The following is an 18,209-nucleotide window of genomic DNA, read 5'->3' on the forward strand; positions in this document are numbered from 1 at the left end:
AAATGGAATTTAAACCTTTAGCGTTTGAGAGCCTTGGAGTAAGGTCGCAGGCAACACTGGTGGAGACAAAGGATGCGAGAATACTGATAGACCCTGCGGTATCCTTAGCTCCAAGGAGGTTTGGCTTACCCCCTCACCAGATCGAGGTCGACAGGCTCACGGAACTTGCAAAGAAAATATATGAGGAGGCAAAAAGTGCGGACATCATAATAATAACCCACTATCATTACGATCACCATGATCCAGGATATGTCATCCCACTAGACATATACCAAAACAAGACTGTGTACATTAAGGATCCACAAAACTTCATAAACCCAAGCCAAAAGTTCAGGAGAGCTCCACGCTTCATTAAAACTATATCAGGAAAGCCTAAAACAATAGAAAGTGCAGATGGTAAAGTTGTAAAGTATGGCTCAACTACTATTCAATTTTCAAAAGCCGTTCCTCATGGTGCCGATGAGAGACTAGGGTATGTGATACAAGTAGCTATAAATGATAAGGACTCAACTGTACTATTCACATCCGATATAGAAGGAGCACCGAAGAATTCACATATAGACTTCATTAAGTCAGTGAGACCAAATTTCCTTATAATAGACGGACCATTAAGTTACCTACTAGGAAGAGCACTGTCACAGGATGAACTTGACACAGAGATAAAAAACATGGAAGAAGTGGTTAGAAATGGTTTGCAGTACGCTATAATTGATCATCATATGCTCAGGGATCCAAATTACGAAGGTGTGTTAAAACCTGTGAAAGAGGTTGCAAACAGCGTAGGTTGTAAAGTAATTTCGGCTTCCGAGTATCTGAGGGAACCACCTCAGTTACTTGAGGCAAAAAGAAGGGAACTATTCCAAAGAGATAATAGACCTGCTAAAATACCTAGGGGGTTAGCTAAATTACTAAGTGCTGGGGAAGGGGGATAAAGTAAGATATTATCATACCGGCGAAATAACTGCCTACTAGTGCAATTAACCCTGTGCCAATCTGCTCAAAAGCACCCCTACTCTTACTGAGACCAGTATATCTAGTAGATAAGACACCGAAAATAGCCAATGTGATAAGTATAACAGCCATTGAGGACACAACTAAATATAGGAAATGTATTGAAAAGAACATCCCTAAAATAAATGGTATTAGTGGTATAATACCACCGACTATTAAGTAAAAGGACATTAGAAATCCTAACTTTACTGGACTCTCAAATTCCTCCGGTGTCATCTTTAGCTCATGGATTAACATCTCTTGTAGTACAACGTACTTATTGGTCATTATCTTGCTAGCAATTTTTTCAGCTTCACTCTCTGTTAACCCCTTCTGCATATAAAATGATTTAAGTTCTTCTTTTTCTTTTTCAGGATAGTTTTCTATTTCGAACTTCTCCTTCTTTATTTCATTCTCTATTATTTGAGATCTGACTCTAGTGGATATATATTCCCCTACGCCCATGGAGAAAGCCTGGGCTATAGTTGCGAGCAAACCTGTTACTAAGACTATTAAAGGGTCATGAGAGTAACCTGATGCGCCAGATATTAAGGCGCCTACGCCTATGAGCCCGTCTTGTATTCCGAAAACTTTAGTTCTGAAGATATCAGCTTCATGCGTATTATGAACAATTGGCTCCTCCATTATATTCATGGTTAAACTTTACATTTTTAAACTATTCTTGAATTACGCCCCATCAAAATTAGTAATACAGTAATACGACAAATCATAATTAGCTTAGGGGATAGCGTATTCCTCTCCATCCTTCTTCAGGAAATTAGAGTATATACCCCATTCAGTTAATATTATCTCCAGATCTCTTAGCCCTGAGGGACTACTGTATAATGTAATTCCCTTTTCTTCAAGTGACTTCAACAAATCCTCAGTCTTAAATCTCTTCAAAACCTTAGCTGTTTTGAAAGGTTCAATCCTATCTAAGGATTCCCTTAATAACTCTTTTCTTCTCTTAATATTTCCTTTGATAAACTCTATTCCCTTATCTGTTATTATAGTGTCCCCTTCAATTAGATTAATAAAACCCATTGAGTTTGCTGCGTAAAGAATAGGCATTAGTTCATCAATATCGACCTCCAGTTCCTTCTCTAGAACGTAAACGTCAGCTTTTCCATCAAAGGTGTTGTATAGAACTGAAAGTAATCCTAATAGGTCTGCTACTCTTGCATCCGGATGTAAGGGTCCCTCTACCATTCAATTTCACTATTTAATCTAAAACTATTTTAATCTTTTCCTAAGCTTCATATTCAACTGGATCTTTCAATCCATTTACCTCAAACGCCACTTTTCTCATATAGCATGGACCACATTTACCACAGTGCTTATTACCTCCCTCATAACAACTCCAAGTTAAATGTAATGGGGCATCAATCTGGACACCTAGTTTAACTATTTCATGTTTCACTAGATTCCCAACAGGCATTAACACTTCGACTTTCTTATTGGGACCAACAGCGTAGGGAACTAGCCTAGAGAACATCCTTACAAATTCCATCTCGTTATCAGGATATGCACCAGCCTCCTCTAAGTTTATACCTGACGCGATTGCGTCAAAACCATAAGCTTCAGCTATTGCCAAAGCCACTGAGAAGAATATCAAGTTTCTAGCTGGAACCCATTCATGGGCAAACTCGGCACCTTCTTCTCCCTTCCTATCCTTTACTATCTCTCCACTACTACCTTTTATTAGGGTTGAATGACCCACAATTTTGAATAAGTCTGTATCTATTTCTACAAAAGGAACATTTAGGTACTCAGAGATTTTTCTCACAGCTTCCTTCTCTTTTTCCTCTGCCCTGTGATGATAGTTGAAGTGAAGAAGTGTGACCTCATGACCTTGCCTGACTAGGTAAGTTGTAGCTACAGTGGAATCTAGACCACCACTTGCAACTACTAAAATTCTCTTCTTACTTTTCTCTTTTAACAATGGAACTTTCCTGATCTCAAGTTTGTCATTAACCATGACAACAGAATAGGGATCTAACTTTGTTATATTGTCAAGCTCAGTTGCCTCAAAGTAATCATCTAAAGATGTAAAGAACACAGCCCCTAGATCTCTATCATACATCATATAAACAGGCTTAAAGTTTTGGGCTATAAATATCCTGTCTGGATTCTTTTTATCTCCTATAACTAGCGCGAAACTCCCTCTAATGTTATTCAGAATTTCCGTTAATGAGTCCAAGTTACCATTCCATGACCTGTCCAGTACAGGGGGGAGTACTGAACTGTCTATTCTCGATAATTTAGACACTTTATACTTCTTCTCTAATTCCATGTCATTGGCTATTATACCGTTATGGGTGACAACAAATCTCTCTCCCTCAAAGGGTTGTATGTCATTTTCAGTTTTACGTCTCACGTATTCAGTCGTTGGTTCGGCCCTATTGTTGGCTATAACCACTTTACTGTTCTCATCAAGTATCCCGTATAATTTTTCCTCTTGAAGAGATGGCTTCCCCACATGCTTTGAGGATTTAGTAGACCCGTCACTTTGAATTACAACTATTCCAAAACTATCCCTTCCTCTATCTTCAGCCCTGATTAAGATTTTGGCTAATTTCTTCTCGATTTCCTTGTAATTGCGAGGATTTAGAATTAATACTCCGGTTACACTACACATGGTTAGGAAAATAGGAAAGGAGGAGTAATAAAATTGTCCACTGAATTAATTGATAAGGTATCAGAGAGGTTATCGTATTTTAACGTCAAGATTGCCCACATATTTACGGAGACTACTCTTGAACCAGATTTAGGGTCTAAGATAGAGGACTTACCATTAGATGGACATTTGAAACAAATGCTGAAGCAAGTGGGGATACACAGACTCTATAAGTTTCAAGAGGAGGCTTATAACAAAATAATTAAGGGAAAAAATGTCATGATAGTTTCTGGAACAGGAACAGGAAAAACTGAAGCGTTCTTAATTCCTTTATTGGATCTTGCATTAAAAGGGGAGAGGAGTGTTTTAGTCTATCCCACGAAGGCATTAGCTCGTGATCAGTTGGAGAGAGTGAGGAGATTAGCATCATCGCTAGAAGTAGAGATGGGAGTTTTTGATGGAGATACGCCTGAAAGAGAGAGGAAGCGATTATATGAAAATCCTCCACACATTCTGATTACAAACCCTGATATGATTCACATAGGTCTACCTCTCAGCTATAGGTTTAGAAGGCTGATTAGAACAGCGGATCATTTCGTATTTGATGAAGTTCACTCATACGATGGTGTTTTAGGCTCACATTTAAGGATGATTAGTGATAGGTTAAGGAAGTTAACTGATTACCATGTTATAGGCTCGAGTGCAACAATAGACGCATCTCCATACTTGTTTGAGGAGTTATTTGGAGTCAAAGGAGAGATAATTTATGGCTTACCTAGAAGAAAAGGTGTCGCAATACATGCTTTATTAAACATTGGATCAGCTAGTAGGTGGACTCTCTCTGCATACCTTACCGCATTTCTTGTGAAGGAAGGTTACAAGGTTCTCACGTTCGTGGACTCTCAACAAATGGCTGAGCTAATTGCCAAGATAACGAGTAGGTTTGGTGAAGATGAAATTCATGTTCACCGAGCTGGGATAAATAAGGAAGATAGGCTAAAAGTTGAAGAATCAATTAAATCAGGGAAGATTAAAGGAGTCATAGCTACTCCTACCCTTGAACTAGGGATAGATATAGGCGACTTAGATGTGGTAATAATGGCTGAAAATCCTCCAAACTACACAAGGTATCTGCAGAGGGCTGGTAGAGCAGGGAGGAAAAGTAAGATTGGTTATATCTTCACCTTGTTAGGGGAAGACCCTATAGATGCCTATTACCTCAGAAAGCCTACTGAATTTTTCAATAGGAAAGTCTTACCGTTGGCATTTGATGTGAATAATAAGGAAGTTATAAAGATTCACGCTGCAGCTTATTTAGCTGAAAAGGGAAGTTTAAGATTAGGAAGAGCAATTCCTAAAGCATGGGTCAAAGCCTATGAGGAGTTGGAAAAGGATGGAAAGGTAAAAATTGGCGACAACATTGTTTCAGCTTTGCCTCCTCTATACTCCTACGTAAGATCAACTTACTTAAGGTCTACAGGTCCTATGGTGGGTCTTTATGACAAGGATGGAAATAAATTAGGAGAGAGGGAGTTGCCTGTTGCACTTTATGATATTTATCCTCAGGCAATTTACTTTATATCTAAAAAGAATTACGTTGTTGAAGACCTAAAATTAGACTCTCTAAGAGCTACACTGAGGAGAGTGAGAGACGATTTAAGTTATTACACTAAACCCGTTTACTCCACACACCTTCTGACCTTCGAAGAGATTGAGGAAAGAAAAGTATTTGGTCTTCCTGTAAAGTACGGAATATCTGAAATAATGATCAGTGTAGATGGTTTTGCCACATATGAAATATCAGGAAGTAAAAATAAGCCTAAACAGGAGTTTTTCTATAAAGAGCCCATAACATTTACTTATATTACAAAGGGAATTCTAATTAAACACCCAATATTGGAAGAGTTTAATGAATTTGATTTAATTGAGGCTTATCATGCCACAGAACACGTTTTGATTTCTTCAGCGAGGGTAGTTGCAGGGGCATCCATGACAGATCTAGCTGGCATAAGCTACCCCACTGGACATGTAATGATATATGACTCTATTGTTGGAGGAAGTGGAGTGAGTAAGTTGTTGTATGATAGGTTGGAGGAAGCTTATGACATATCTATAGATATTACAGGAAAGTGTGATTGCGAAGACGGTTGTCCCAAATGTATTTATAGCCCATACTGTGGTAATAATAATAAAATTTTATCTAGAAGAAAATCTCATAAATTGATGACTAAAATTAAACTTGGTGAATTCGATAATTCGGTTGCACAAAATATTAATGGTAAACCCATAGTTTAGTTTTTAAAGGATAAAGTTAATGTTGGTCCCATGATTAATCTGATATTATATCTCCTGACTTTATTGTTATCAAGTACTATTGCAGGTTTTGTTGGTTCTCTCACTGGGCTTGGTGGTGCAACTGTATTAGTACCAATTTACACGTTATTTCTAGGAATTCCCTTACCATATGCTACAGGAGCAAGTCTGATTTCAACAATAGCAACTTCAAGTGGTTCAGCGAGTGCTTACATAAAGGATAAGATAACGAACGTGAGAATAGGTATGTCCCTTGAAATTGCAACAACTCTTGGTGCCATAGTGGGATCATTAATAGCTAATATAATTTACAAAATGCATTTGGAGGATATCTTGTTCATTATCTTCGGAATAGTAATATTGAGTTCGGTTTACGTTCAGTTAACTAAAGCTAAAGATGAGCTTCCTAAAAACGTTAAACCTGATTGGACAACTAAGTTGTTTAAATTATATGGTAGCTACTATGATCAAGCGTTAAAGACAGAGGTTGAATATCACGGAATAAGGTGGTGGTTAGGAGAAATCGTCATGTTTGTAGCAGGGTTAATATCTGGTCTTCTCGGTATAGGGTCTGGGGCATTGAAAGTTATAGGAATGGATTGGGCAATGAATCTTCCACTAAAAGTTAGTACAACAACCAGTAACTTTATGATAGGGGTAACTGCAGCCACAAGTAGTTCTCTATATTGGGTTTTCGGTTACATAGAGCCAGTCCTTGCAGGCATAACTGCAATAGGCGTCTTGATAGGCGCTTTAGCAGGAACTAAGGTGTTAGTTAGAATTAGGAACAGTAGAATTAGGTTTATCTTTATTGCTCTTCTCATTATCCTGGGAGTGGAGATGATAATACGAGGTGTCTTCCATGGACTTTGATAGTGTAATGAGCTACACACTTAGAATTGGTGTAATAATAAGCATTGCATTGATAATTCTTGGATTCATATTATTAGCCCAGGATCCCACAGCTCTTCAACGTTTAGCATCAAGGCATTCAATATTTAACACATCAAGAGTGAGTCCAATACAGGTTTTGCAAGGTTTAAATCGTTTCGATGGTGTAGACTATATTTTATTTGGTCTAATAGTATTGATAGCAACTCCGGTCATTAGAGTTATTTTAGGACTAGCTGGATTCATCGCAGAGAGGAATAAGCTTTACATAGTGATTACTTTTATAGTATTATTAGACTTGATTATTGCAATCTTCATAATCCCCTTCCTGTACAAATAAACAATGGTAATAGAGATTTGTACTGATGGAGAAAGAATAGGAGTTAAATTAGGATCAGAAGTAATTAGTGTAGAGAATAACAAGCCCATAAAACTGAAGGAAGTATATTGTTTAAAATTCGAGGACTTAAGGTATGATGGGAACAAGCTTAGATATAAAGATATTGTTATTCCTTTACCAAATCTGCCTGGCGATTTGAAATTACTAAAACTAATTTATTTGGTATCAGGTGAGGCTTCAAACGAGCTTTGGTACTGCTGTTCCTGTGAAATTCACGTGGACACAAAAATAAGGGATACAAAGTTAGATGAGGGTTTATCTCCTATTTATTCTAGGTTCTGTGGGAATTATGGTTTAATTACTCCAAAACACTGTATTGCCAATGAGACTTTTGCTATTTTCGGTAATGATCATAAAGGAGTTATCTTAGCTTATCAGGAGTTTATATCGTTTATTAAGGAAATCGGAAAAATTTTATTAAAACTAAAAGTATATTCGCATCTGTGAATAATCAAATAGTTAGTTACTACTCATACGTTCTCATATTTTCATCCATTCTAATAATAATAGGATTAGTATTGGGTGGCTTTACACCAATAAATGAACAAGTGGCAACACCCAGTTATGATCTAGCATTACCTGTAAGCTTAAGCTTTTCAGCCTTCATACTCCTAATTATTTTCATTTTTTCCTCTATTATCCTGTGGGGCTCCAAGAGTTTAACCTCGAACTTGATTATAGATTCCTCTGCGCTTTCCTTCTCAATCCTTAACTACGTGAATTTTTATGTCATATATGAGATATGGAGACCTGAAATCATCCCATTACCATTGTTCTTTTACATACACTACAGCAACATAAATGAGCTTACAGTCGATTTCGGACAAATAGCCTTAATCATATTCTTCTACAGGCTCTATAAGAGAAATAAAAGTGTTTAGAAATTAGTTAAGAAAAATTATTTTCTTGATCTTAATAGGGCAATTATAAGTATAGCCATTATGATTATGATACCAGCGCCCACTAAATAATACGCAGCTTGCTCTAGTTTTGTTATCAGAAATCCAATTTGATAATAATATATATACCCTAGAATTGCTAAAGTTGAATCCCATATTAAATGTCCTAAGAAAGTTAGAATCAAAAAGTTAAAAATGTTCATGGCTGCTAGACCGGCTGGGAAAGATATTAAGGCTCTAATTTCAGGTACAAACCTAAAACCAAAGACCGCATAATTGCCATATTTTTTAAACCAACCATTTAATCTATCTAGTCTTTTACTGGTCAACCGGAATAGCTTACCATATCTTTTAAGAAAAGGTAGCCCTAATTTAAACGCAATATAGTAGTCTATTATTGATCCTACTAGACTTCCTAGAGTTCCCACTATTATACCAAGAAATAGATCCATGTTTCCTGTTCTAGAGTAGTATCCTATATATGGCATTATCACCTCACTAGGTATGGGAAATCCTATACCCTCTAATATCATCAACGAGAAAATTATCAGATAGTTTGTACTTACATTCATTAACCTCAGTACATAAATTGGCTTTAAATATTTTTTGAGAAATAGAATTATTATAGATGTTAATTATATTATGAAAGAGTCTTTGCAGTGAAACTCTATATATCGGTAGTTACAAGAGAATGAAAGCCTCGCCATTTAGGGCGGAGAGGAAGTCAGTACGAACAAGTTTTAGCCTTGAATTTTGATATCAACAATGTAAGAATGGCAGATTAACTGAAGTATAAGACATATAACTAGAGGGATTTTTGAGCAATGCTAAGTGCAGCTTCTTCCTGTGCCTCAATAATTTTATAGTAAAGTCTCAATGCATTAAGGATTAACTTTAACCCACTTTTTATGTTGGCTTCATTTACTTTGATGGAGACACAACAGTCCTTAATTCTTAACTCAAAATTATCTCTTACTACGTTATTTATTAGATCTATTCCTGGAAATGGCTGAAGGCATAATTCATAAGAGGTCTCCACGTAACTCTCAGCTATTTGAAGTGGTAATACATTCCGAAAATTTCCAGGCTTCCATAATACCTCATGAAAACTCCCCATGTCGAGTTCTTCTAACTCTTTAAGCCTATCCTTAGGAAAAGTGCTCTCTACTACAACAGCATATCTCCCAAACTCCTTAGCAAGATAACCTCCTTCCAACTCCATCCATCCTTGTAATACCCTTTGAACTTTAAACTTGGCTATGGAGTTTCGAAATTCATAAACGTTGATGTATATTTCTAGGCGAGTCAATACGTCCTCCCAATTTTAAATACTTTGATCTAGTCTAAATTTATTCGTATCCCGATAACTTAAGCACGGTTGATCTATTGGGCAATTAATAAATACTTACAATAGTTATATTAGTTGTGCTCGTGTCCCAATTAGTTTCGAGAAAGCCAGTCACCGTTGACCTCAAGACTAGTATAAAGGATGCCACAAAGGTAATGAGGAGGGAAGGGGTTGGTTCCTTAGTTATTGTAGATAATGATTTTCGACCAGTAGGGATCGTTACTGAAAGGGATATAGTTTATGCTATCGCTCAAGATATTCCTATAGACACTCCAATAAGCGAAATAATGAGCAGAGATCCTGTGTCAATTAATGGGGGCTCAGATGTAAGTGAGGCAGTTGCACTAATGACATCTAGGGGAATTAGACACCTTGTGGTTATTAATAACGAGGGCAGGACAATAGGGGTAATTTCCGTGAGAGATGTGGTAAAAGCAGTTGGAGCTATAGCATTAGACTTAGCCTTTTGGTAAAATATATGGTTTTCACTCTTATGAATTAGTTATTACCCATTCCTAAACTACTGATCCCACCTAAAACTAAGTCCTCTAAATTATCCATAGTATTTGTAATAATCTAATTAAAGATTAGAGAAATTTAGTTAAGGGCTGTTTCTATTAAGTGTTCATAAACTCACGTTTTTACTTTGTTTACATTTTCCTAGAGGATTAAAGCTCTAGGTCAGTGATTATTTTACTAAATGAGGAAAGTCTCCCCTTCAGGGCGGGGAGGAAGTCAGACTGTTTATATGGCAACGTTAAATCAAATTCAATAAATTCATACTGTATTCCGTGTTATTTCCACTTTGACTTTTTCTATTTTTCATTTAAGATCGTTTTGTACATAGGGTCTATAATCCTGTAACCATTGACATCCTTCTTAACTAATCTAGCATTTACTAACTGCTTTAGAGCATGATTAAATACCCAATCCTTAAACTCTCTCTTCGTTAAACCCTCCGTTAAGTTCTTGAGTTCCTTCCATGAAACCTCTTCTACTAAGCATAGGGATCTAAGTATTGCCCTTTGGGTATCGCTTAGTCGTCCTAGCTCATCCTTTATTACTCCTTCGGCTACCTTTTTAACCATATCTTTAGCCTTGTTATGACTATAACCAAGGTTTCTAAAGCTACCGTAGTACGTTAACCACCCCTGTATCCCCCTATATGTCATTACGCTCTCTTCAATTTCATCTTCGCTCAGTTCTATACCACATCTCTCCGAGCCAGTTTTAAGAAACCTTCTACCTAATTCTTCTGAGAATGGATAGATTTCAATTGATAGTATAGGTTTACCCTTGAGTACACTACTAACTTTTCCTTTCCCCTCGCCTGATAGTGCCTTTGAGAGTCCTATCATTGAACCCGTGAACACAAATCTAATTTCGGATTCGTTGTAGACATTCGATAGTAGTGACAAAAACCACGGTGAGACTACGTTTTGAACCTCATCTACTAAAACAATTTTATGATCGAGTTTTTTTAGAAGTGACCTCACTCCCTTTAGGGGAGTTTTCTGTATCTCTAGCCTCAGTACTTTCAAATCCAAAGAGAGCCTCAAGGATAGGCTAGATTCTATCAGCTCTTCACCGAATTGTTTTATGGATCTAATATTTGTAGCATCAACATATATTCCGTTTAGCTCGTTAGCCACTATTTTGAGTATTGATGTTTTTCCAGTCCTCTTTGGACCTATAAGTAGAGGCCAAAATTTTCCTTGAACGAGTTTCTCGACCTCGTTTAGAATTTCCTCAGAGTCAAAGAAGTCTTCCCGGGTGGATTTTGGATAGGGATCGAAAAGTTTGCAGATAGCCATATTAGTTACTAATATAGCTTTATCCATATTTATTTTACCCCGTCTCATGAGAGCTATTTCTCTCATAATTTTCTACTTTTATGGACTATAGAAACCCTATTAGTTACTAATATAGCTCTTACGGAGGGTTATTAACTTATGTATTTTAGCTCAAGAGTTTTTATTCAAGTTCAGGAAATATAAGCTGATATGAGTTTTGTCTCAATGTCCATCATTTTCTGACTTCCTCCCCACCATAAATGGCAAGGCTTTCATCATTTTGTAATTTTCCTGCTTTTATGTATTAAATAAAGATTTATTTTTAACTCTTATCTCTAGGTGAAAGTGACTTTTTTTAAATATATATGCATGAGTTTTCATTAGAAATATAGATAAGACTTCTTTTAGTTAAAATTTTTTTATATTTATAATTTAGAGCATTATTGATGGTATTAGATATATCTGTAACAATATTACTTAACTAATTTCTTATCGTATCAACAAAATATATTAGTTCCTAGGATAAATATAACGTGTGAACGTAGTAGCCCTTTTTAAGATAGTCCCAGATGATACTTTAATAAAAGTAACAGGAAGTACTCTAGATCTAAATGTACCAGCGAAAATAAGCACATACGATAAGAGCGCTATTGAAGAGGCTATAAGAATAAAAGAAAAACACGGTGGAAAGGCAATAGGTGTAACAGCAGGTAATACAGATAGAAAGGCAATTAGGGAAGCCTTAGCAATGGGTCTAGACGAGGTTATAGCTATAGATATGAAAGAACAAGATATTTACAGTACAGCAAGTATGATAGCAGACCAATTAAAACAACTCAATCCTGATCTTGTGATAGGTTCAGAGGCTACAACAGATAGCAGCGGTGGTATATTTCCTGCATATCTAGCTGGTTTACTTGGACTGCCTTTAATTAGTTATGTTAAGTCCATTACAATAGAAGGAAAGAAAATCAGAGCTGAAAGAAACTTAATCTCATCTACTGAAATAGTTGAGTCAGAATTACCACTTGTAATTTCAGTGGTAGGAGAGATAAACACGCCTAGAATACCTACAGTTAAGCAGATACTTGAGTCCTCTAAAAAGCCTGTAAAGAGCGTAAATGCAAATGTAAAGCCGTTGGTAAAGTTAGCGTCAGTATCTCCTTATGTAATCCAGAGGAAAAAGATAATAATAGATGGCTCTAAGATGGAAGAGGCTGTTGATAAACTACTTTCATACTTGAGGCAAGAAGGGGTGATTTCATGAACATAGTTGCCTATTCTGAAGATCCTGAATACATAAAGGTAGCATCAAGTTATTTTTCAAATGAAAAGATAGTAGCAGTCTCGACATCAGATACAAAGTATGCAGATGAATTACATCTCATAGATAAGATGGATGAGGAAGCCATAGCAAAATACCTAGCATCACTCAAGCCAGATCTACTTATAACAGGAAGCACAAAGAGGGATAAAGTAATAGGAGCTTATGCAGCTGGTTTACTAAAATACCCCATTTTACCTGATGTAATTGACATATCTGGAAACAAAGCTAAAAGAGTAGTTTATAGCGGAATGGGGATTGCTGAGCTTGAATTTAATACCCCAATTGTGGTCTCCATATCCAAGAAGAACGTCGAAGCAAAAGAGAGGCAAACACAGAAAAAGAACGTTAATTTAGAGGAGGGTAAGGTTAAGAAAATTGAGGTTAAGCAAAAAGGTGGAGAAGGAGTAGATCTATCCTCTGCTCAGATAATAGTCTCAGTGGGAAGAGGGATAGGTTCTAAGGAGAATATAAAGTTCGCTGACGAGTTGGCTAGAGCCATAGGAGGAGCTTTAGGTGGAAGCAGACCTATTACCGCTGATTTAGGTTGGTTACCAGAGGATAGACAAATTGGTTTGTCTGGTCTAAAAGTAAAGCCAAAAGTATACTTCGCTCTAGGAATATCAGGTCAGCCGCAGCACTTAGCTGGTATAAAGGATACTAAGATAATAGTAGCAGTAAATACAGACAAGAATGCACCTATAGTCGAAAACGCTGACTACATAGTTGTTGGGGATGTAATAAAATTCTGCCAAGAAATGGTGAAAAAAGTGGGTAAGAAATGAGTTTTGATGCTGATGTAATTGTAGTTGGTGGAGGCTTAGGTGGACTATCTGCTGCAATAACAGCAGCCAAAGAAGGGTTAAGTGTAATAGTATTAGAGAGGGGAGACTACAGTGGTGCAAAAAATGTATCAGGAGGAAGAATGTACATACATGCTCTACAGAAACTTATACCAGATGCGTTAGAGAGAGCCCCTCTTGAGAGACCTATAACTAAGGAAACATTTGAATTTTATTGCAGTAATGACAGGAAACTGTCTTTTTCTTTTGAAGAAAAAGGAAAGAAGAATAGTTACTCTATATTAAGAGCAAAATTTGATAGATGGCTTGCAAGTGAGGCAGAAAATCTAGGTGTGTTGATCTCGTATTCAACGTTAGTCACAAATGCTCAAAGAGAAAGTGGAGGGATTAATCTAGAGACCAACAGAGGAAACCTGAGAGCACCCTTGGTGATTGACGCATCAGGTGTTACGTCTGTAGTGTTCAGGTATCTAGGTTTAAGAAAGTTTACACCAGATAAGTGGATGTTAGGAGCAAAAGAGATAATAAAAACTGACGTAAATCTACCTGAAGATGAAGGTGAAGTTAGAACAATAGTTGCTGCCGTGAAGGGCGTCAAAGGAGGAGGTTTTGTTTACACTAACAAAGATACCTTGTCAGTGGGTATGGCTGTAACTTTTGATTCCCTACCTAAATCTGAAGTACCTGCAAAAGATCTGGTTGAAGCATTTAGGGAGAAGTTGGGTATAGAGGGAGAAATTCTTGAGTATTCTGCACATGCAATTCCATATTTCGGATACAAAAATCTTCCTCCACTCTATGATAGCAACCTAATAGCTGTAGGGGATTCAGCTGGTTTTCTAATAAATGATGGATTTACCATAAGAGGTATGGATCTAGCTATAGGCTCAGGTATGATAGCTGGACTAGCTGCAAAGAAACTAAAAGAGATTAATGATTACACAAAGACCGATGTTTATTACCAGATGCTTAAGGAGAGCTTCGTATTAAGGCACCTAGAGTTAGCATACAACAGGTTTTCAGTGATAAATGACCCTAGGACTTTAGCATCATACCCAGAGGTTCTATGTAATGTATTAACAGATATGTTTACAGTAACAGAAGAGAGGAGACCATTAATGGAGGTAGCCCTTCAAAGGCTTAAGGAGAAAGAAATTTCGTTGACCAAAGCATTAATGGACTTAATGAAAGCTAGTAAGTAACATGTCCTTTTTCTTAGGTTACGAACGTTATAAATCATGTTTTTTATGTCCTTAGATTTTTACCTCGAAAAATAAGAAATTACAATACTCCTCCCGACAAATCGAATTTGTAGGTTTTAAATGAAATATATGTTAAGACGGTGTTATGGGTAGCGTAGTAGATTTCATGTCTACGTGAGAAAAAGTAATGCTAGTAATTAAAAACTCCGTCATCTACAGAACTTCTTTCACAAGACTTTTATCCATACCTATACGAAATTCCTCCCTCAGGGAAGTTAAATGTTATAGCCCCAAATGGACAAATGACTATTGCTCCTCCACACTCCAAGCACCTCTCATAATGAACAATTATCCTACCATCTTCAGAAGGCTCGTATGTTCCGGCTGGACATGAGGCAACACATGGTTTATCTTTGCAAGTTAAACATATGTCAGTATTAACTTGAATGTGAGACTTGTTATTTACTGTGTACGTATTCAGCCCCAATCTTTTAAGTAAAGGTATCATACTTGATATTTAGTAAAATGCTAAATAAAAATATTTTTTGTAATGTCACTTACACGCAATTTATTGTAGATATGTCTACTCCACTACTGACCAGTAAACTAATCAAACTCTCTCATAACCTAACTAAATGACCGATTAATTAATCACTTTGTCCATAACCCTCTTTATATCACAGTATTTGATAAATGATGAGAACGTATTTTCGCTCAAATTTTTGAACCAATCTCTATCAGATTCAGCCTTACTTATTATGTAAAGGAATTTATTAACAAAATCAACGTAATCCCTATTATCGATGTCTTTAGCTCTAGGGGAATTATATATATCCACGAATTCTCTAATATCGTCTCCGAAGAAATATCCATTATAACCATCCTTTATTATCTCCAAAGTTCCTCCATCCTTTGAGGACAATGTAGGTACGCCATTTATACCAGCCTTCATATAACTAGTTCCACAGGCTTCCCACCCAGAGAATGGAGTGAATAAAAGCAAGTCTCCCCCTGACAATATATACTTTGCATTGGTTAAGGAGTAATCATGAATATATATAACATTCTTTAACTCCTTACTTAACCAATTAAACTCGTTCATATAGCCTATTCCTTCAGCATCCCTAGGATGAGCCTTTCCTGCTACCACAAACACTACGTTTAAGTCCTTACCCATTTCTCTGATTAACCTGCTCACGAAATAAGGTCTCTTATATCTGGTCATTCTTCTAGCCCAAACGACTAGTAGTTTATCTTGGTCTATCTCTTTATATTTTCTCAATAAACTCACTAAATCGTTTCTGGCTTTAACTCTCGCCTCTCCAAATGAGCCCTTACCGGTATTATAGATCTTTTTTATTTCTTCATGCATCCATCTATCAAAGCTTACACCATTGGTAAAAGGGGAAGGATTAGATTCAGGAAACATAATTTTGGTCAGGTTATTATGTTTTACCGACACTGTGTGAAAATAATTAGAGTAGTTCAAAAGTAATCTTGTAAGCATTACATCCTCCACATCCACATGAATTCCAAACTCCTCCCTTAATGTTCTAGAGGAGAAATAGGGATGACCCCATGGACCTGGGGTATGAGTAACCAAATGGGTTTCGTATTTATCATAAAGCCTTATTAATGCTAAGCCGGCAAGCGATTCTTGTGCGTATACAGCCTTAACGTTATCTAACTTCTTTACATATTCCTCTGAGGCTTTAGCCAGAATGATGTACTTATACTCGTAATCAAACTTACTGTCATCAACATATAGTCTGCTAGTAGCCCTTACTGCCCAATCTGGACTAATTGTCTTAAAATAGACCACTTTTGCATTTCCTCTCGTTATAGACAGTACTTTTAGTTTTACATTTCCTTGTCGAGTTTGTATCTCTATATCTCCTTCATTTGTCATATTTTCCTCTAAGTAAGAATAATCCACTACCTCTTCCCTTATTTCGTTATTAACGTAATATCTTGAGTGACCATTAGGATAAAATAATGTTAACACTACGTACTTTTCATTATATTTTGAAGCCTCTAGATATTTGTCGCCCTCTAATATGCCTAATCCTCCTGCATAAATTGGAACTTCATCAGTGGCTATTTCTGGTGTTATTGATATTATCACGGCTGAAAGATTATATGGATTTTGCTTATAAGTTTTGACCCTAAAATATTTTTACAGATGAAAAGTTGATCATATATTATACTAATGTGTTACAGTATGAAAAATAGTGGGCAAAGGGATATGAAGTAAAGAATTAATGGAAGTAGAGGTACTTAGGATTTATGATGTCGGATTACAATAACTAGCTCAACCGTGATAGAGAAATTTGATTAAAGAAAGTATACGCAAAAACTATTGTAACGTTTATTGGGAAGATAGATAGGCAAATATTCTAGAGCATATTATCAATAGTATACCTGCTATCATAAAATCAATGCCATAACTAAAGAAATGTGTTATGTAACCGGAGATAAGCGAGCCTGCAAATAGTGCTACCCCCACAACGGTACTGTAAATACCTAATCCTGCGCCCTGATGTCTTCCTCCTAAAATTTTAAATATCAAGGTAGTTGATGAAGAGTAAAATATAGCATAAGCTATTCCAGCAGCTAAAGGATATGACGTTAATCCTGCCAGTAGCACTGGTATTCCTACAAAGAACTGCATTATTAGTCCTATTATTATGTAATTTCCTCCCCTAAGTAAAAGGGATAGATGTGCTAGCTTTTCTTCCTTCCTATTCTCTAATAACCTTGAGGAAAATTGAAAACCGATTATCTGTATTAACATACCTACTAAGGTCACCAGCAGTACCTCATTCTCAGTTAGATCTCTCTTGTATAGTCCTGCAGGATATACAGTGTTAAATATTCCACTACTAATGTAAAATATTATTAGTCCTATGTAAAGTAAGGGAACATAATTAACGTGCGGAGTCTTAAGACGCTTTAATGAAAAAATCTTAAAGGAATGAATACTAGGTAGATGAAGAAAGATTAAAGGGATTTGCCTGATTCTGCTGAAAAAAGACTCCTTATTGTGTATTAAGGATGTTCTCTCAAAGGAGACTTGAGGCTTAGGAATGAACCTAAAACAAAGGATAAATGTAGATAGGGATATTATGGCTAATATTCCTTCAATCACGCTAATCTCTAAATACGTAATCAAGAAAGTAGATATGAGGAGACCAACTAAAACTCCTATTGACGAAAACAGGGAATACCTAGAAAATAGTGAACCCCAGTGTTTTTTGTCTGTAGTCTCCATTATAAGTAGATTAAACGGAGTGCTAGATGCTGTACTCATGAATACTGCAAATGCATAGTTCAATGAAATCAGAAGTATTGAGCGTGACATCATCATTAAAAATAGGGGCAGGGAAGTTCCTCCCGTGCTTATTAATATCTGCTTCCTCCTATCAAACCTATCTGCCACATATCCCCAGAACATAGAAGCGATGATTAAGACCAGGTTGCCTAGGGAAACTGTATACGCTACTTCAATTGCATTTCCTCCCAGATTAAGTATTTGGAGAGTGATCAGTGTGGACAAAGGACCAGTAGAAGCGTTAAAAGGAATTACAAGATACATCCATTTTACGTTAGGCTTAATCATTATAAAGTAT

The 18,209-nt window shown here is 36.5% G+C and carries 19 protein-coding genes; 10 read left to right on the plus strand and 9 right to left on the minus strand.

Annotated elements, in window-relative coordinates:
• Positions 1-2 precede the first annotated feature (2 nt).
• Positions 3-932 (plus strand): hypothetical protein, encoded by a 930-nt coding sequence (locus tag SUSAZ_01400; GenBank protein AHC50779.1) that lies wholly within the window; start codon positions 3-5, stop codon positions 930-932.
• Here the strand turns inward: SUSAZ_01400 and SUSAZ_01405 are convergent.
• The 3 genes from SUSAZ_01405 to SUSAZ_01415 form a co-directional block, all read right to left on the minus strand.
• Positions 901-1,644: a membrane protein gene (locus SUSAZ_01405; protein ID AHC50780.1), complete on the minus strand. Its 744-nt coding sequence runs from the start codon at positions 1,642-1,644 to the stop codon at positions 901-903. The two genes, SUSAZ_01400 and SUSAZ_01405, sit on opposite strands and share 32 nt — an antisense overlap.
• A gap of 84 nt (positions 1,645-1,728) precedes the next feature.
• The gene (locus tag SUSAZ_01410) at positions 1,729-2,199 is read right to left on the minus strand and encodes an ABC transporter ATP-binding protein (protein AHC50781.1); all 471 of its coding nucleotides are present in this window, start codon (positions 2,197-2,199) and stop codon (positions 1,729-1,731) included.
• A gap of 40 nt (positions 2,200-2,239) precedes the next feature.
• The gene (locus tag SUSAZ_01415) at positions 2,240-3,628 is read right to left on the minus strand and encodes a 7-cyano-7-deazaguanine synthase (protein AHC50782.1); all 1,389 of its coding nucleotides are present in this window, start codon (positions 3,626-3,628) and stop codon (positions 2,240-2,242) included.
• A 33-nt stretch (positions 3,629-3,661) separates the two neighbouring features.
• Between SUSAZ_01415 and SUSAZ_01420 the strand changes: the two genes are divergently transcribed.
• From SUSAZ_01420 to SUSAZ_01440, 5 genes are read left to right on the plus strand one after another with little or no spacing between them, the layout of a single operon-like run.
• A complete protein-coding gene (locus SUSAZ_01420; GenBank protein ID AHC50783.1) occupies positions 3,662-5,902 on the plus strand; it encodes a DEAD/DEAH box helicase in 2,241 nt (746 codons plus the stop codon).
• Between the two features lie 30 nt (positions 5,903-5,932).
• Positions 5,933-6,793, plus strand: a complete 861-nt coding sequence (locus tag SUSAZ_01425) for a permease (protein AHC50784.1) — start codon at positions 5,933-5,935, stop codon at positions 6,791-6,793.
• Positions 6,783-7,151 (plus strand): membrane protein, encoded by a 369-nt coding sequence (locus SUSAZ_01430; protein ID AHC50785.1) that lies wholly within the window; start codon positions 6,783-6,785, stop codon positions 7,149-7,151. The genes SUSAZ_01425 and SUSAZ_01430 overlap by 11 nt, the downstream gene beginning before the upstream one ends.
• 3 nt (positions 7,152-7,154) lie before the next feature.
• A complete protein-coding gene (locus SUSAZ_01435) occupies positions 7,155-7,658 on the plus strand; it encodes a hypothetical protein (GenBank protein ID AHC52409.1) in 504 nt (167 codons plus the stop codon).
• Positions 7,655-8,092, plus strand: coding sequence for a hypothetical protein (locus SUSAZ_01440; protein ID AHC50786.1), 438 nt, complete (start codon positions 7,655-7,657; stop codon positions 8,090-8,092). The genes SUSAZ_01435 and SUSAZ_01440 overlap by 4 nt, the downstream gene beginning before the upstream one ends.
• Positions 8,093-8,109: 17 nt before the next feature.
• Here the strand turns inward: SUSAZ_01440 and SUSAZ_01445 are convergent, their stop codons facing one another.
• Together SUSAZ_01445 and SUSAZ_01450 are read right to left on the minus strand one after the other, a co-directional pair.
• Entirely contained in the window at positions 8,110-8,700 is a 591-nt protein-coding gene (locus SUSAZ_01445; GenBank protein ID AHC50787.1) for a membrane protein, read from the minus strand.
• Positions 8,701-8,915: 215 nt separating this feature from the next.
• On the minus strand, positions 8,916-9,332 hold the full coding sequence (locus tag SUSAZ_01450) for a hypothetical protein (GenBank protein ID AHC52410.1): 417 nt from the start codon (positions 9,330-9,332) through the stop codon (positions 8,916-8,918).
• Positions 9,333-9,535: 203 nt separating this feature from the next.
• Here SUSAZ_01450 and SUSAZ_01455 point away from each other — a divergent pair, with 203 nt between their 5' ends.
• Positions 9,536-9,931: a histidine kinase gene (locus SUSAZ_01455; GenBank protein ID AHC50788.1), complete on the plus strand. Its 396-nt coding sequence runs from the start codon at positions 9,536-9,538 to the stop codon at positions 9,929-9,931.
• A 342-nt stretch (positions 9,932-10,273) separates the two neighbouring features.
• Here SUSAZ_01455 and SUSAZ_01460 read toward each other — a convergent pair whose 3' ends face one another.
• Positions 10,274-11,017, minus strand: a complete 744-nt coding sequence (locus tag SUSAZ_01460; protein AHC50789.1) for an ATPase — start codon at positions 11,015-11,017, stop codon at positions 10,274-10,276.
• Positions 11,018-11,786: 769 nt separating this feature from the next.
• On the opposite strand from SUSAZ_01460, the gene SUSAZ_01465 reads away from it, so the two are divergent.
• Genes SUSAZ_01465 through SUSAZ_01475 form a run of 3 tightly spaced genes read left to right on the plus strand, consistent with a single transcriptional unit; the run spans position 11,787 to position 14,580 of the window.
• Positions 11,787-12,518, plus strand: a complete 732-nt coding sequence (locus SUSAZ_01465) for an electron transfer flavoprotein subunit alpha (GenBank protein AHC50790.1) — start codon at positions 11,787-11,789, stop codon at positions 12,516-12,518.
• Positions 12,515-13,360: an electron transfer flavoprotein subunit alpha gene (locus tag SUSAZ_01470; protein ID AHC50791.1), complete on the plus strand. Its 846-nt coding sequence runs from the start codon at positions 12,515-12,517 to the stop codon at positions 13,358-13,360. The genes SUSAZ_01465 and SUSAZ_01470 overlap by 4 nt, the downstream gene beginning before the upstream one ends.
• The gene (locus tag SUSAZ_01475; protein AHC50792.1) at positions 13,357-14,580 is read left to right on the plus strand and encodes an FAD-dependent oxidoreductase; all 1,224 of its coding nucleotides are present in this window, start codon (positions 13,357-13,359) and stop codon (positions 14,578-14,580) included. Before SUSAZ_01470 ends, SUSAZ_01475 begins: the two co-directional genes overlap by 4 nt.
• Before the next feature lie 238 nt (positions 14,581-14,818).
• Here SUSAZ_01475 and SUSAZ_01480 read toward each other — a convergent pair whose 3' ends face one another.
• The 3 genes from SUSAZ_01480 to SUSAZ_01490 form a co-directional block, all read right to left on the minus strand.
• Positions 14,819-15,085: a 4Fe-4S ferredoxin gene (locus tag SUSAZ_01480; protein AHC50793.1), complete on the minus strand. Its 267-nt coding sequence runs from the start codon at positions 15,083-15,085 to the stop codon at positions 14,819-14,821.
• A 138-nt stretch (positions 15,086-15,223) separates the two neighbouring features.
• Positions 15,224-16,705, minus strand: a complete 1,482-nt coding sequence (locus SUSAZ_01485; GenBank protein ID AHC50794.1) for a glycosyl transferase family 1 — start codon at positions 16,703-16,705, stop codon at positions 15,224-15,226.
• Positions 16,706-16,948: 243 nt separating this feature from the next.
• Complete coding sequence (locus tag SUSAZ_01490) at positions 16,949-18,199, minus strand: MFS transporter (GenBank protein ID AHC50795.1); 1,251 nt, start codon at positions 18,197-18,199, stop codon at positions 16,949-16,951.
• Positions 18,200-18,209 lie beyond the last annotated feature (10 nt).

The organism is Sulfolobus acidocaldarius SUSAZ, assembly GCA_000508305.1.
GTDB classification, from domain to species: domain Archaea; phylum Thermoproteota; class Thermoprotei_A; order Sulfolobales; family Sulfolobaceae; genus Sulfolobus; species Sulfolobus acidocaldarius_A.

Bases quoted from the DNA above. Each gene is read 5' to 3' on its own strand.
- SUSAZ_01400 (AHC50779.1), top strand. From the start codon at position 3: ATGGAATTTAAACCTTTAGCGTTTGAGAGCCTTGGAGTAAGGTCGCAG.
- SUSAZ_01405 (AHC50780.1), bottom strand. From the start codon at position 1,644: ATGAATATAATGGAGGAGCCAATTGTTCATAATACGCATGAAGCTGAT.
- SUSAZ_01410 (AHC50781.1), bottom strand. From the start codon at position 2,199: ATGGTAGAGGGACCCTTACATCCGGATGCAAGAGTAGCAGACCTATTA.
- SUSAZ_01415 (AHC50782.1), bottom strand. From the start codon at position 3,628: ATGTGTAGTGTAACCGGAGTATTAATTCTAAATCCTCGCAATTACAAG.
- SUSAZ_01425 (AHC50784.1), top strand. From the start codon at position 5,933: ATGATTAATCTGATATTATATCTCCTGACTTTATTGTTATCAAGTACT.
- SUSAZ_01430 (AHC50785.1), top strand. From the start codon at position 6,783: ATGGACTTTGATAGTGTAATGAGCTACACACTTAGAATTGGTGTAATA.
- SUSAZ_01435 (AHC52409.1), top strand. From the start codon at position 7,155: ATGGTAATAGAGATTTGTACTGATGGAGAAAGAATAGGAGTTAAATTA.
- SUSAZ_01450 (AHC52410.1), bottom strand. From the start codon at position 9,332: ATGGAGTTGGAAGGAGGTTATCTTGCTAAGGAGTTTGGGAGATATGCT.
- SUSAZ_01470 (AHC50791.1), top strand. From the start codon at position 12,515: ATGAACATAGTTGCCTATTCTGAAGATCCTGAATACATAAAGGTAGCA.
- SUSAZ_01475 (AHC50792.1), top strand. From the start codon at position 13,357: ATGAGTTTTGATGCTGATGTAATTGTAGTTGGTGGAGGCTTAGGTGGA.
- SUSAZ_01490 (AHC50795.1), bottom strand. From the start codon at position 18,199: ATGATTAAGCCTAACGTAAAATGGATGTATCTTGTAATTCCTTTTAAC.